9 protein-coding genes and 2 pseudogenes are annotated in these 13,807 nt (G+C 75.0%); 6 read left to right on the top strand and 5 right to left on the bottom strand.

Annotated features, from left to right (window positions below):
• From D450_RS0102450 to D450_RS0102435, 4 genes and pseudogenes are all read left to right on the top strand, one after another.
• Positions 1–213 (top strand): annotated as a pseudogene (locus D450_RS0102450) (PLP-dependent aminotransferase family protein); the annotation flags it as partial.
• Positions 197–1,207, top strand: a complete 1,011-nt coding sequence (locus D450_RS0102445; protein ID WP_017537096.1) for a methyltransferase — start codon at positions 197–199, stop codon at positions 1,205–1,207. The pseudogene D450_RS0102450 and the gene D450_RS0102445, both read left to right, overlap by 17 nt.
• A 148-nt stretch (positions 1,208–1,355) precedes the next feature.
• The gene (locus D450_RS0102440; protein ID WP_017537095.1) at positions 1,356–2,531 is read left to right on the top strand and encodes a cytochrome P450; all 1,176 of its coding nucleotides are present in this window, start codon (positions 1,356–1,358) and stop codon (positions 2,529–2,531) included.
• Positions 2,532–2,804: 273 nt separating this feature from the next.
• A complete protein-coding gene (locus tag D450_RS0102435) occupies positions 2,805–4,298 on the top strand; it encodes a tryptophan 7-halogenase (RefSeq protein WP_017537094.1) in 1,494 nt (497 codons plus the stop codon).
• Between the two features lie 400 nt (positions 4,299–4,698).
• On the opposite strand, the gene D450_RS0102430 is transcribed toward D450_RS0102435, so the two are convergent.
• Both D450_RS0102430 and D450_RS35530 read right to left on the bottom strand, forming a co-directional pair.
• Positions 4,699–6,384 (bottom strand): hypothetical protein, encoded by a 1,686-nt coding sequence (locus D450_RS0102430; RefSeq protein WP_017537093.1) that lies wholly within the window; start codon positions 6,382–6,384, stop codon positions 4,699–4,701.
• 384 nt (positions 6,385–6,768) lie between these two features.
• Positions 6,769–6,999 (bottom strand): annotated as a pseudogene (locus D450_RS35530) (phosphotransferase); the annotation flags it as partial.
• Between the two features lie 160 nt (positions 7,000–7,159).
• Here D450_RS35530 and lysX point away from each other — a divergent pair.
• The gene (gene lysX, locus D450_RS0102420; RefSeq protein ID WP_017537091.1) at positions 7,160–10,411 is read left to right on the top strand and encodes a bifunctional lysylphosphatidylglycerol synthetase/lysine--tRNA ligase LysX; all 3,252 of its coding nucleotides are present in this window, start codon (positions 7,160–7,162) and stop codon (positions 10,409–10,411) included.
• A 127-nt stretch (positions 10,412–10,538) separates the two neighbouring features.
• Here the strand turns inward: lysX and D450_RS0102415 are convergent, their stop codons facing one another.
• Both D450_RS0102415 and D450_RS0102410 read right to left on the bottom strand, forming a co-directional pair.
• Positions 10,539–11,282 carry an alpha/beta fold hydrolase gene (locus D450_RS0102415; RefSeq protein ID WP_026128340.1) on the bottom strand — a complete coding sequence of 248 codons (744 nt, stop codon included), beginning with the start codon at positions 11,280–11,282 and terminating at the stop codon, positions 10,539–10,541.
• A complete protein-coding gene (locus D450_RS0102410; RefSeq protein WP_017537089.1) occupies positions 11,266–12,042 on the bottom strand; it encodes a DUF998 domain-containing protein in 777 nt (258 codons plus the stop codon). Before D450_RS0102410 ends, D450_RS0102415 begins: the two co-directional genes overlap by 17 nt.
• 150 nt (positions 12,043–12,192) lie before the next feature.
• On the opposite strand from D450_RS0102410, the gene D450_RS0102405 reads away from it, so the two are divergent.
• Positions 12,193–13,542: a DUF2254 domain-containing protein gene (locus D450_RS0102405; protein WP_017537088.1), complete on the top strand. Its 1,350-nt coding sequence runs from the start codon at positions 12,193–12,195 to the stop codon at positions 13,540–13,542.
• 66 nt (positions 13,543–13,608) lie between these two features.
• Here the strand turns inward: D450_RS0102405 and D450_RS0102400 are convergent.
• Positions 13,609–13,807: putative quinol monooxygenase (locus tag D450_RS0102400; protein WP_017537087.1), on the bottom strand; the 199-nt coding region annotated here is incomplete at its 5' end.

The following is a 13,807-nucleotide window of genomic DNA, read 5'->3' as shown; positions in this document are numbered from 1 at the left end:
GGCGCGGAGCTGCTGGAGCTGTCGGCGTCGAAGTTCGGTGTGCTGTGGACGCCGATGGCGCCGTTCCACATCGGCGGCGGCGGGGCGAACGAACTGCGCCTGTCCTGCAGCTACCTCGACCCGGAGGGGATCGACGAAGGGGTCGCCCGTCTCGCCGGGCTCGTCCGCCACGCGGCCTCAGGGCGCGGAGGGGGCGGTGCCGGTGAACGCTGAACGGGCCGAGGCCGAGCTGAACGCTCTGGCGAGCCTGGCCACACCGATGGCGGTCCGGGTGGCGGCGACCCTGCGCCTGGCCGACCGCATCGGCGGAGGGGCCCTCACCGCCGCCGAGGCCGCACGGGCCGCCGGCGCCGACACCGGGACGCTGGACCGCCTGCTGCGCCACCTGTGCACCGCGGGCGTGCTGCACCGGGACGGGGAAGGGCGCTACTCGCTGACCCCGGTCGGCGAGGTGCTGCGCGCGGACCACCCCTCCGGGGCGCGGGCCAGGCTGGACCTCGAAGGCGCGGAGGGGAGCGCCGACCTGTCCCTGACGGAGCTGCTCCACGCCGTCCGGACGGGCGGTCCGGCGTTCGACCGCTACCACGGTCGGCCGTTCTGGAGGCATCTGGACGCGGACCCGGCGCTGGCGGCCTCCTTCCACCACCGGATGGGAACGGCGGTGGGGCAGGACGCCCCCGCCATCGTCTCCGCGTACGACTGGGGCTCCCTGGGGCGTGTCGTCGACGTCGGCGGCGGGAACGCGACGCTGCTCATCGCGCTGCTCCGTGCGTACCCGGGGCTGCGGGGCGCCGTCGTGGACCTGCCCGGCGGCGTTGAAGAGGCGCGCCGGGGGCTGGCCGCGGCCGGGTTGCGGGACCGGGGCGAGGCGGTGGCCGGAAGCTTCTTCGAACCGCTGCCGGCGGGGGCCGGCGGGTACCTGCTGTCGGCCGTCCTCCACAACTGGGGGGACGGCGACGCACGGGCGATCCTTCGGCGCTGCGCGGAGGCGGCGGGCGCGCGGGGCCGGGTCTTCGTCATCGAGAAGCTCGGTCCCGACGGCCGGGCGCCGAGCACCGAGGCGGACCTGCGGATGGCCGCCTATTTCGGCGGGCGGGAGCGCGACCGCGACGAGATCGGCGAGCTCGCCGCGAGCGCCGGCCTCGCGGCCGTCGCGGTCCACGCCGCGGGGGCCAACGCGGTCGTGGAGTGCGCCGCACGCCGGTGACCGGCGGCCGGGGCGCCGCCAGAGCTCCCTGAGCCGACCGGGACGGGGAGATGGAGGGATGGAGGGGAGGAACATGAACGACGACGCGAGGGGCAGCGCCGCAGGGGAGGGCGCGCCTGCCCGTTGGCGCTCCTGCGGGCCGGAGGCGATGGCGCTTCCGACCCGCAGGGACGGCCCCTTCGACCCGCCGCCCGGGCTGCTCGCCGCGGGGCGTGCGGCGGCGCTGCGCCGGCTCGTCTACCCCGACGGGCATCTCGGCTGGCTCGTCACCGGCCACGCCCTAGGGCGGGCGCTGCTGGCCGATCCCCGTTTCAGTGCGCGTTCCGAGCACAAGCGGGTCCCCGTTCCCCGGCCGGGGGCGGATGTCTTCCTGGGCAGGCCCGCGCTGCCGGGATGGTTCGTCGACATGGATCCGCCGGAGCACGCCCGCTACCGGAGGCTGCTGGCCGGCCGGTTCACCGCCCGCCGGGTCGACACGCTTCGCCCGTGGATCGGGCGCGTCGCCGACGAGCACCTCGACGCGATGGCGCGTGCCGGTCCACCGGCCGACCTGGTGGCGGGGTTCGCCCTGCCCGTGCCGTCCCTGGTCATCTGCGAGATCCTCGGTGTCCCCCGTTCTGAGCGCGCGGAGGTGCAGCGCAACAGTGCCACCCTGTTCAGTCTGGAGGTGAGCGCTCAGGAGAGCGCGGAGGCCATGCGGGCGCTCACCGGCCGCTTGGGGGAACTGGTCCGCCTCAAGCGGCGCCGCCCCGGCGACGACCTGCTGAGCGAGCTGGTCGCGAGCGACCTGTCGGATGAGGAGATCACCGGGACCGGGGTGTTCCTGTTCACCGCCGGGCACGAGACGGTGTCCAGCATGCTGTCCCTGGGGTCCCTCGCCCTGCTCCACCACCCCGAACAGCGCGACGCCCTGATCAGGGGGCAAGGCGCCCCTGAGAACGCGGCGGAGGAACTCCTCAGGTACCTCACCATTTTCCAGTTCGGAGTCCCCAGGACGCCGGTGGTCGACGTCGAGGTCGAGGGGCGGGTCGTCCGTGCCGGTGAGAACGTGACGATCTCCCTGCCCGTCGCGAACCGGGACCCGGAGGCCTACGACCGCCCGGACGAACTCGACCTCGGCAGGCCGGTGCGGAAGCACCTGGCGTTCGGGCACGGCGTCCATCTGTGCCTCGGCCAGCACTTGGCCCGGGCCGAACTGCAGATCGGTTACGCGGCCCTGTTCCGGCGCTTCCCCGGGCTCCGGTCGGCGGTTCCGCTCGAGGAGGTCCCGCTGGCGGTCGACTCCGGTTTCTACGGGGTGCACCGGCTTCCGGTGACCTGGTGAACCGGCCGGTGCCGGGAGGCCTCCGTGGCGGGGTCCTCCGAGGCCGCCCGCGTCCGTCCGCGTCCGGTGGGCCCCGGTCACGGGAAGGGCGGCGCCGCGGGTGGGACGGGAGTCCGCGGCCGGGTCTTGACACGGGGCGGCCCGCCTTCAAAACTGGAGGCGCTACTTAGGTAAGGTTTACCTTAAGCATGGGCGCCGTCGTGCGTGCCCCCGTGCGCTGTGCGCCGTCCGTGCGTGGCTTCCCCACACCCCTCCATGAGACGAGGACCCAGCATGCCCGTCGAGGAATTCGACGTCGTCGTGGTCGGCGGCGGCCCCGCCGGTTCCACGGCCGCCACCCTCATCGCCGAGCAGGGCCACCGGGTGGCCCTGCTGGAGCGCGAGCGCTTCCCGCGCTACCAGATCGGCGAATCGCTGCTCCCGGCCACCGTGCACGGGGTGTGCCGGCTGCTCGGGGTGTCCGACGACATCGAGGCCGCGGGCTTCCAGCTGAAGCGCGGCGGCAGCTTCCGCTGGGGCACCGGCTCCGAGCCGTGGAACTTCCTGTTCGCGCTCTCGCCGCAGCTCTCCGGGCCGACCTCCTACGCCTACCAGGTCGACCGGATGACCTTCGACGACATCCTGCTCAAGAACGCCGCCCGCCACGGGGTGGACGTCCGCGAGGAGTCCACCGCCCTGGAGGCCGTGCGCGCCGCCGACCGGGTGACCGGCGTGCGCTACACCGGCCCCGACGGCGCCAAGCGCGAGATCTCCGCACGCTACGTGCTGGACGCCTCCGGCAACACCGGGCGCCTCAGCCGCGCCGTCGGCGGCGAGCGCCACTACTCCGAGTTCTTCCGCAACCTCGCGGTCTTCGGGTACTTCGAGGGCGGCGAACGGCTCCCGGGCCCCGACCGCGGCAACATCCTGTGCGCCGCCTTCGACGAGGGGTGGCTCTGGTACATCCCGCTCAGCGACACCCTCACCAGCGTCGGAGCCGTGCTCCACCGGGACCAGGCCGCCCGCATCCAGGCCGACCGCGAGGGCACCCTGCTCGCCTCCATCGACCGGTGCGCCATCGTGCGCGACTACCTGGCCGGGGCCACCCGGGTGACCGAGGGGACCTACGGCGAGGTCCGCGTGCGCAAGGACTACTCCTACGCCAACTCCCGCTTCTGGGCCCCCGGCATGGCCCTGGTCGGCGACGCCGCGTGCTTCATCGACCCGGTCTTCTCCACCGGCGTGCACCTGGCGACCTACGGCGGCCTGCTGGCGGCCCGGTCCGTCAACGCCGTCCTGGCCGACGGCATGGACGAGGCCCGCGCCTTCGGCGAGTTCGAGGCGCGCTACCGGCGCGAGTACGCCGTCTTCTACGAGTTCCTCTCGGCCTTCTACGACATGGACCAGCAGGAGGACTCCTACTTCTGGAAGGCCCGCAAGGTCACCGGCGCCGAGAACCTCACCTCCATGGAGGCCTTCACGACCCTGGTCGGCGGGGCCTTCTCCGGTGAGCGCGCGCTGGTGGACGCCGGATCGGTGGCGGAGAAGTTCGCCTCCTCCTCGGCCGACCTGGCCGAGGCCGTCTCCCGCACCGGACCGGCGCAGACCCGGAGCGGGGAGCGGATGAACAACCTCTTCGGCACGCCCGTGGTGAGCGAGGTGATGCAGGAGATGAACAGCATCCAGCGCCGCGGGGTCGCCGGTCCCGGAACGGAGGAGGCGCCGCTCGTCGAGGGCGGGCTGGTGCCCTCCGCCGACGGCCTGAGCTGGGCCGAGCCGCAGGCCTGAGGCGTGCGCGGGACCACGGCTCGTGGGGCGGCACAGGGCACGCACAGCATGCCGCCGTGCGCATACCGCTGATCGGTGACGACGCCCGCATCGCCGAGACGGTGCGGCGCGGACCCGCCGCCGAGGGCATCAGCGCCGACACCGCCGGGGACGGGGTGGACGGGCGGTGGCCGCCTCGGAGCGGGAGTGCTACGACGCCGTGGTCCCCGACATCATGCTCCCCGGCCTCAGCGGCTACAGGGTGGTGGAACGCCTGCCCGGCCGGGGGTGCCCGTCCGATCCCCTGGAGGGCTCAGGCCATCGCCCGGCGTCCGCGCAGCGGCGCGACCCGTTCATGGGCCGCCACTCGGGCCGCCGTCGTTCGGCGCCCTCCGAAGGGCGTACGTGTCCGGGGCCGGTCTCACCTCCGGTCGGTGGAGCGTTCCGTGTCGATCAGGGACAGCACCGTGCGCAGGTCCGCGACGGCCTCCTGGCCCGCCGATGCGGCGTAGCGGTCGCGGGCCTCCTCGGCCACCCGTGCCGCCTCGTCCGTGCGGCCTGCGGCCCACAGGGCGGCCGCGTGGTCCCGGGCGGCGCGGGCCACGGCGCCGGGATCGATGCGGAAGGCGGACGCCGCCCGGGAGTGGCGGTCCGCCGCCTGGTCGAGGAACCTCAGCCGCACCAGTACGCGCTCCAGCTCGCTCTGCGGTCCGGACGCGGCGCGCGGTTGGGCCGGAACGCTTCCCTGCTTCTGGAGCAGGAGCCGCTGGGCGCTCTCGCGCTCCTCTTCGGACCGCCGCAGGGCCTGTTCGAGGCGGACGATCTCCGAGCGCGCCCCGGCGGCCGAGCTCACGGCCGCATCGCAGGCCTCGGAGAGGGAGTCGGCGAGCGCGTCCGCCTCTGCGAGCGCGGCGTCCAGTCGCAGCCAGTCCGGCCGCTCGGCCTGCACATCCATGGCCTCGACGTGCGCCCGCAGGGTCAGCACGACAGGAGAGAGGTGGCCGCCCCCTTCGGCGCCACGCGCGCGCTCGGCGATCTCCGTCAGCCGGATCAGAGCCGCCGACCGTCTCCGGGGCAGGGCGGCGCTCAGCTCCCGAACCTTCTCCAACCGCTCCACCGGGGCGGCGAACTCCTCCTCCGCACTCCGGTCGGCTTGCTCCGCCGCGTCGAGCGCCGCCTCCGCTCTCTGGACATCGCGTGCGTCCAGTGCCGCGTGCGCGGCCCTCAGACGTTCCTCGACTTCTGAGGCGGACCGCTCGCCGCTCTCGACGTGTGCGTGCATTCCCTCCCGTAGCGCGGCGGCGTATCCGGACTCCAGCTCCGTCAGGGCGGCGACGGCAGCCGAGCGGCGGACGCCGTTCCGCTGCCGGGCGTCGGTCGGCGCATGCAGGCGGTGCCGCGCCTGCGATTCGCGCTCGCCGATCGCCCGCAGGGCCGACCGTGCGCCGGACAGCTCCGAGGACAGGGCGGCGAGTGCATCGGAGCCGGCGATCCTGCGCCCTTCGGCCGCCAGCGCGCCGACCTCCTGTAGCCGCTCGCCCGCGGCGGCGAGGACGGCCGCATCGCCGTCGACGGCATAGCCCCGCGAGCGCGCGTCCTCCGCCGCGGAGCGCACCTCGGTGACCAGCCGCTCGGCCTCGCGCATCCCGTCGTCGAGCGCGGTGGAGGCGGCGAGGGCCCGCGCGTACCGCTCGTCGGCCGCGCTCAGGTCGGCGAGCACGCCCTCGGCGTCGCGCCGGAGCTCCTGCCAGCGCCGGGCCGCGCGGGCCGCCTCCTCGGCCCCGGTCCGCCAGGCCGGCCGACCGCCCTCGTCGGCCAGCCGGTCGCGCTCGCGGAGCAGTTCGTCCGCGCGGCGCAGCCGGTCCTCGGCCCCGGCGAGCACCTCCCGCGCCTCCGCCTCGGCGAACCCGGACCGGATGAGCTCCTCGGAACGGCGCAGTGACCCGGCCAGCGTGTGGACGCGTGCGGCGTCCTCGTTCACCTGCGCCGAGGCGCGGGCGAGCGCCTCCGTGCGGGGGCGGATGCGCAGTCGGTGCTGGACCGCCATACCGGCCAGGATCCCGAGGACCGGCAGCACCATCGCCAGGATCGCGATCGTCTCCCCCATGCAGGCCTCCCATCGCGGGTGTGCGGTGTTTGGACGGCGGGGGCGGCCCGGCGGTTCATCCCGCCGCCGGGCCCGTGCCGGTTCGGTGCCGCGGTGCAGGTCGGCAAGGGGGCAGGGGCACCGCCGACCCTCCGACCCTCCGAACCGCCGACCCGCCGCGCGGGCGCCCGGGAGGGCTTGACGCGCACGTTCGCGCTCCTCGCCCTCCTCACGATCGTCGGATTTCCCGCCCGGCTCGTCGACGGCCCTCACGGCCCGGCCTTCGGCGCCACCCCCGCGATGGTCCCGGCCGGCTCCGACGTGCTGGTGGTGCGCGTCCTGCCCGGTGATCCGGCGGTAGGCGTCCAGGAACGCGCGCTCCGTCTCGGGGCCGGAGTCCTGCACGAGGTTGAGGCGCATGCGCGCCAGATCGATCGCACGCGGCCCCCGGCACGCCGTCGTCCCGTCGACGACCCCGCTGAGCCTGCCGTCCGACCGCAGCGCCCGGCCGGGGTGGTAGTCGCGGTGGACGAAAGCGTGCGGCTCCTCAGGCGCAATTTCTGAAGGGGAGGGCGGCCGGGCCGCAGCGCTTCGCGCCTCTGCCGAACCAGCGGATCCGGTGAGGTGCGACGTCAAACGCCCTTAAAAGGACGGGAAATCTCCGGTCAGGAATTCCGTGCGTTCCCGTCCGCTCCCGGCGCACGCCGCACGGGAGGGCGTTTCCGGCCTCGCAACTCGTTTACTGTTTCCCGATGTGCGCAGCGCGGAAGGGGCGTGCGCCGCTAGGGGGGAACACATGATCAAGGCGGCTCCCGCCTTCTTCAGCTGGTATGCGCGCATTGTCGCGGTGCTCTCGCTGCTGGCCTGGTTCTCGGGTTCGATCGACGATTGGCTCGTCCGGGTCGACCGGTTCGGCGTCGTCTATGCGCTGGGGTGGTGGCCGAGCCTTCCGTTCGCCGCGCTGATGCTGCTGCTCTCGGTCGGCCTGCGCCGCCGCAAGCGCTCCGCGCGGCGCATCATGCTCGCCGTCCTCGGCGTGGTGCTGGCGCGCACCGCCCTGTTCCTGGTCATCCTGCTCAGCCTCACCCCCGACGAGCGCCGCCTGGTCGGGTGGCCGGACGTCGTGGCCCTCCTGGCGGTCCCGTCGGTCCTGGTGGTCGCCCAGATCGCCTGGCTGGTCGCGGCCCGCCGCGAGTTCCCCGCGCTGCCCGACCCGGCCGACCGCAAGCTCGCCGCGGCCGTGTTCACCGCCTGCCTCCTCGTCCTGGTCGGACTGGGCGGCACGGTCGTCGCTGGGAACGACACGGGCGCCGCCGGCCCGGTCTGGCAGGACGTGGCCTATTCGCTGCTCCAGACCGTCTTCGGACCGCGGATCACCGGCGAGGCGCTGGGCGTCTCCGTGCCCGCCTGGGTCGATCTCCTCCTGGGCGTCCTCGGCAGCGGCCTGCTCCTCGTCACCGTGTGGGCCCTGTTCCGGCCCGCGCGCGCCGGCGGCGGACTCTCCGCCGACCAGGAGCTCGAAGCCCGCCGCCTCCTGGCGCGCTACGGCGAGCACGACTCACTGGGCTACTTCGCCCTGCGCGACGACAAGGAGACCGCCACGGCACCGAGCGGCCGCGCCGCCATCGCCTACCGCCGGGTGGGGCCGGTCTGCCTGGCCGCGGGGGACCCCATCGGCGACCCCGCCGCCTGGCCCGAGGCGATCCGCGCCTGGCTGGAGCGCTGCCGTGCCCACGCCTGGACGCCCGGGGTGCTCGGCGCCGGTGAGCGCGCGGCGGCCGCCTACGGCCGTGAGGGCCTGAACGTGCTCGAACTGGGCGACGAAGCCGTCCTGGACCTGGAGTCCTTCACCCTGGACGGGCGCGGAATGCGGCCGGTGCGCCAGGCGGTGCGGCGGGTGCGCCGTGCCGGGTACACCGCGCGCGTGCGCCGGTGCCGGGACATCCCCGCCGACGAGATGGCCGACCTGATCGTACTGGCCGACCGGTGGCGCGACGGCGAGACCGAGCGCGGCTTCTCCATGGCGCTGGGGCGCCTGGGCGACCCCCGCGACGGCGCCTGCGCCATGGTGGAGGCCTTCGGGCCCGACGGGCGGCTGCGGGGCATGCTCGGCTTCGTGCCCTGGGGAAGGTCCGGCCTGTCGCTGGACCTGATGCGCCGCGACCCGGCCGCCGAGAACGGCGTCAACGAGTTCATGGTGGCGGCCCTGGCCGAGGACGCCGGAACGCTGGGCGTGCGGCGCCTGTCGCTCAACTTCGCCGTGCTGCGCGGGGTGTTCGAGCGCGGCGCGCGCATCGGGGCCGGCCCCGTGCTGCGGGCGGCCTACCGGATGCTGAGCCTGGCCTCCCGCTTCTGGCAGCTGGAGTCGCTGTACCAGGCCAACGCCAAGTACCGGCCCGAATGGGTCCCCCGCCACGTCTGCTACCGCCGCCCGGGGGACCTGGCCTCGGTGGCCGTCGCCGCCGCGCGCGCCGAGGGGTTCCTGCCGGACCTGCGTGCACCCCGGGCGCGGGCCAAGGGGCCCTCCCCGGCGCTCCTGGAGGGCATCGCCCGGGTCGAGCGCGAGGCCGAGGCCGAGCGCCTGCCCCGCCGGCGCCTCACCGAGCAGGAGCGGGTGCGCCACGCCAAGCTCGACGCCCTGCGCGCGCAGGGCCGCGACCCCTACCCGGCCGGGTTCGTCCCCACCGACACCGCCGCCGCGCTGGCAGCGGAGTTCGCCGGGCTCGCGCCCGGCGCCGCCGCCGGCCGGGCGGCCGCCGTCGCCGGGCGCGTGGTGGCGGTGCGCGACCACGGCGGCGTGGGCTTCGCCGTGCTGCGGGACGCCACCGGCGACGTGCAGGTGATGCTCGCCCGGGATGCCGCCGGGGACTTCGGCGGCTGGAAGCGCCTGGTGGACCTGGGCGACCAGGTGGGCGTGGAGGGCGAGGTGGTCGCCACCCGCGCCGGGGAGCTGACGGTGGCCGCCCGCTCCTGGACGATGACCGCCAAGTGCCTGCGGCCGCCGCCGCGCACCCCGGACGCCGCGGCGCGGGCGCGGCGCCGCCACCTCGACCTGATCGTCGACCCGGGGGCCCGGCGGATGCTGCGCATGCGCGGCGCCGCGGTGGCCGCCGTCCGCGACGCCCTGCGCGAGCGCGGCTTCCTGGAGGTGGAGACGCCCATGCTCCAGCCCGTGCACGGAGGCGCCGCCGCCCGCCCCTTCGTCACGCACATGAACGCCGTCGACGCCGACATGTACCTGCGCATCGCCCCTGAGCTCTACCTCAAACGGCTGCTGGTGGGCGGCGCGGGCAAGGTGTTCGAGCTGAACCGCAACTTCCGCAACGAGGGGACGTCCCCCCGGCACAACCCCGAGTTCACGATGCTCGAGGCCTATGAGCCCTACGGCGACTACGACACCGTCGCCGCGCTCACCCGCGAACTGGTGGTCTCCGCCGCGCGCGCGGCCCTGGGCACCACCGTCGTGGAGAGGGACGGCATCGAGTACGACCTGGCCGAGCCGTGGAGGGAGGTGACGGTCTACGGCGCGGTGTCGGAGGCCGTGGGACACGAGGTCACCACCGACACGCCCTTGGAGCGCGTGCGCACCCTGGCCGAGGCGCACGGTGTGGCGCCGCGCCCCGAATGGGGTCAGGGGCGCCTCGTACAGGAGATGTTCGAGGCGCTGGTGGAGGAGGAACTGGTCGCCCCCACGTTCGTACGGGACTACCCGACGGAGACCTCGCCCCTGGCGCGGGGGCACCGCGGCGATCCCCGCCTCACCGAGAAGTGGGACCTGATCGTGTTCGGCCTGGAGCTGGGCACCGGGTACACCGAGCTGAACGACCCTGTGGAACAGCGCCAGCGGCTGACCGCCCAGTCCCTGCTGGCCGCGGGCGGCGACCCCGAGGCGATGCGCCTGGACGAGGACTTCCTACAGGCCATGGAGTACGGCATGCCGCCCGCGGGCGGTCTGGGGATGGGCATCGACCGCCTGCTCATCACCCTGACGGGCAGGACGATCCGCGACACCATCGCCTTCCCGCCGGTGCGCCCCATCGATCCCTGAGAGCGCGGCCCGTCGACGTCCGAAGCGCTCCTGCCCAGTAGTCCTCTCCTGCACAGTGCTTCTGCGCGGTACATCTGAGGTTCTCAGCAGGTCGGCGCGGTCGGGCGAGCGGGTCCGCCGCCCGGCCTCAGCGTCCGCCCAGGCTCCGCTCACGGCCCAGACCCTGGGCCAGCTCGTCGGCGGCCTCGGCCACCACCTCGGGGAAGTCCACGTGGAGCATGTGGCCGGCCGGACGCACCTCGATGCGGCGGCCCNGCGGGCGCCCCCGCCACTCCGGCGCGGCGGGCGCGCTGAGCACGGTCAGCCCGACGTCGGGGAACGGCCTCGCACGCCGCAGCGCCGCCAGGTCGGCCGCCATCCGGTCGTAGGCGGCCAGCTCCGCGGCGGCCGCGCGCAGCGTGCGCGGGTCCCCGTAGCGCTCGCGGATCTCCTCCCGGGGACCCACATCGCGCCCCGAGGCGCTCTGCCGTCCCACCACCGCGCGGCGCAGCGACGGGCCCACCAGCGGGGCGAACGGAGCCAGCACCCGGCCGGCCGCGCGCACCAGGGCCTCCTTGGCGCGGGACGGGCGCGGCGGCCGCGGCTCGCCGCTCGGGTCGACGAGGACCAGCCCGCACACCAGGTCCGGGTACAGGCGCGCGAACGCCTCGGCGTGGAAGGCCGCCACCGAGTGGGCGGCCACCACCACGGGCCGCCCGCGCGCGGCCTCCGCCAGACGGTCGGCCTCGCCGCGCAGGGTCGGGTGCAGGCCGTTGCGCTCGTAGCGCACCAGCGCGTAGTCGTCGTGCAGGAGCCGGACGACGCCGTCCCAGTCGAAGGCGGCGCCGCCCAGGCCCGGAACGCAGACGACGGTGTCAGTCGTCAGGGCCATGGGCCACCCCCAGTGCGATCAGCCAGACGGAGAACACCGAGACCTGCACGCGCTGGGCCGCTCCGACGTCCGCGCCCGCGGCGATGAGCCACAGGAGCACGCCCGTGGCCGCGAGCTGGGCGGCGGCGGGCACGGCGAGCACGGCTCGCAGACGGCCCGGCCGCCGGGCGCGGCGCGGCAGCGCCGCGGCCAGCGCGGCCATCGCCGCCAGGCCGGCCGCGACGGCGGCGCTGCTGGTCACCGTGTGGACCGTGTGCGCCGCCGACAGCCGCCCCTCGGCCTCGGCGAGCGCGCACGCCGGGTCCGCCGTCACCGCGCAGTCCATGGGCACCAGGGCGTCGGCGGCCGTCAGCAGCCCGAACAGCACCAGCGCCGCCCACCCGGCCGCGCCGAGGAGCCCGCGCCCGGCGCGCCGCCGGTCCCGCCCCGCCGCCCAGGCGAGCGCTCCCACGGCGCCGGCGGCGGCCGCGAGCAGCCCGGCGGCCGCCTCGGCGGAGGCGAACAGCGGGCGGAAGGGCTGGTCGCGGGCGAAGAGCTCGCTCACATAGGCCGTCCCGGGGTCCAGGCCGGTGGGAAGGGCCGCCTCCCACCAGAACGAGGAGTAGAGCACGCCCGCGGCGACCGCCGATGCGGCGAAGACGACGCGGCGCCCCATCGTGCTCTCCTCGATCCGTGCTCGTGGCCAGGCGGTCCTGTCGGCCCCGACCGCCGCGCCGGCCCCGTCCGGGGCCGGGGTCCGCGGCGTTCGGTGCTCCTCCATCTTTTCAGGCCTCCATCCTTGCAGCCCGCCGCGTCCTCTGGGCGGCACGCCCGTCCGGCCCCGGATCCGGTGTCCTCGCAGCTCGCGGAGGTAGCGTGACGGCGTCACCGATCGGGCGGGGAGGCTGCGGTGCCCGGGAGCGGCGGACGTGTGCGCGATCCGGCGGGGCGCGAGCGCGGCGAGCGGATCCGCGAGTCCTTCGTGCTCGTTCCGCTGCTGGGCATGGCCGCCGCCCTGCCGCTGGCCGCGCTGACCGTGCTGATCGACCAGGTGGTGACCTGGTTCCTGGCGGGCAGCGCCGACCTGGAGGAGCTGCGCTCGGCACTGGAGTCCCTGGTCGAGAGCGGCAACGCGGTGCTGCAGACGGCGGGCCCGGCGACCCTCACCGTGCTGGGCGTGGTCTTCAGCATCACCCTGGTCGCCCTGCAGATGGCCTCCGGCCAGCTCAGTCCGCGGGTCATGTACCTGTTCACCCGGGGCTGGACCGCCAAGGTGACGCTGGCGGTCTTCCTGGGCACCTTCGTCTTCACGCTGCTGGTCCGCTACGCCGGGGGCCTGCTCGGGGACGATGAGGGCGACGTGCCCTTCCTGCCGGTGTTCTCCACCGCCGCGGCGCTGCTGCTGGTCGGGGCGAGCCTGGTGGCGTTCGTGTACTTCGTGGACGGCACGGTCAAGCTGATGCGTCCGACGACGGTCCTGGACCGTGTGGGCCGCGAGACGCTGAGGCAGATCCGCGCGCTGCCGCGGGCCACCGACCCCGTGCCCAGGCGGTCGAAGGTGGCCCCGCTGGGAGAGTCCTGCACCGTCGTCCGGTCGCGTGCCGATTCTGGCGTCCTCGTCCGTATCGACACCGCGCGCCTGATGCGCTGGGCCGCCCGCAACGACGCCTTCGTCCGGGTGGTCCCCGACATCGGCGACTATGTGGCGCCGGGCACCCCGGTCCTGGAGGTGCACGCCTCCCGGGAGCCCCGCAGGCTGGACCGGGCGGCCAAGGCGGTGCGCACCGGGGCCGAGCGGTCGACGTTCCAGGACCCCGCCTTCGGTCTGCGCCAGCTGGCCGACATCGGGGTCCGCGCGCTCTCACCGGGGATCAACGACCCCACGACGGCGGTCCAGTGCATCGACCGGCTCCAGCTCCTGGTGGAGGCGTTCGCCGTGGTCCCTCAGGGGGAGCGGACCCTGCGCGACCGCAAGGGGACCGCACGCGTGGCGATCCCGCTCCCGCAGTGGGAGCCTCTGGTCGATCTGGCCTTCACCGAGCTCGTGGTGAACAGCGGGGGCCAGCCGCAGGTGAGCCGGCGGCTGATGGCCGCCTTCGACGACATCGAGGAGGCCGCCCCCGAAGAGCGCCGGGCCGCGCTCCGCCGGGTGCGCGAGGAGCTGCGCAGGACGTGTGTGCGCAGCCTGTCCCAGGAGGTGGTGGAGTTCGCGCTGACGCCGGACCACCAAGGGCTGGGCGGCAACGCGCGCGCAGGGGGCGCGGCGGACGCGGGACGCTGAGCGGCCCGCGCCCGCCGACCGGATCCGTGCCGAGGGCCGGTCGGCGGGCTCATCAGGGAAGCCGGGTCACTCCTTGGGGGAGAGCTCGGCCATCTCGCCCCAGCCGTCCACGGGGGCGTCGACGTTGATGATGCTCGGCGTCGCCGCGATCGCCCCGGACATCGCCTCGAGTCCGGCCTTGAAGTGGTCGGACTCCACGTGCGCCTTGCCCGCCTCGGCGTCGGCGAAGCCTTCGAGCAGGACGTAGGTGTTCGGCTCCTCCAGG

This window comes from Nocardiopsis halophila DSM 44494, assembly GCF_000341245.1.
GTDB lineage: Bacteria > Actinomycetota > Actinomycetes > Streptosporangiales > Streptosporangiaceae > Nocardiopsis_A > Nocardiopsis_A halophila.
This window is presented reverse-complemented; position numbering and strand designations above follow the sequence as displayed.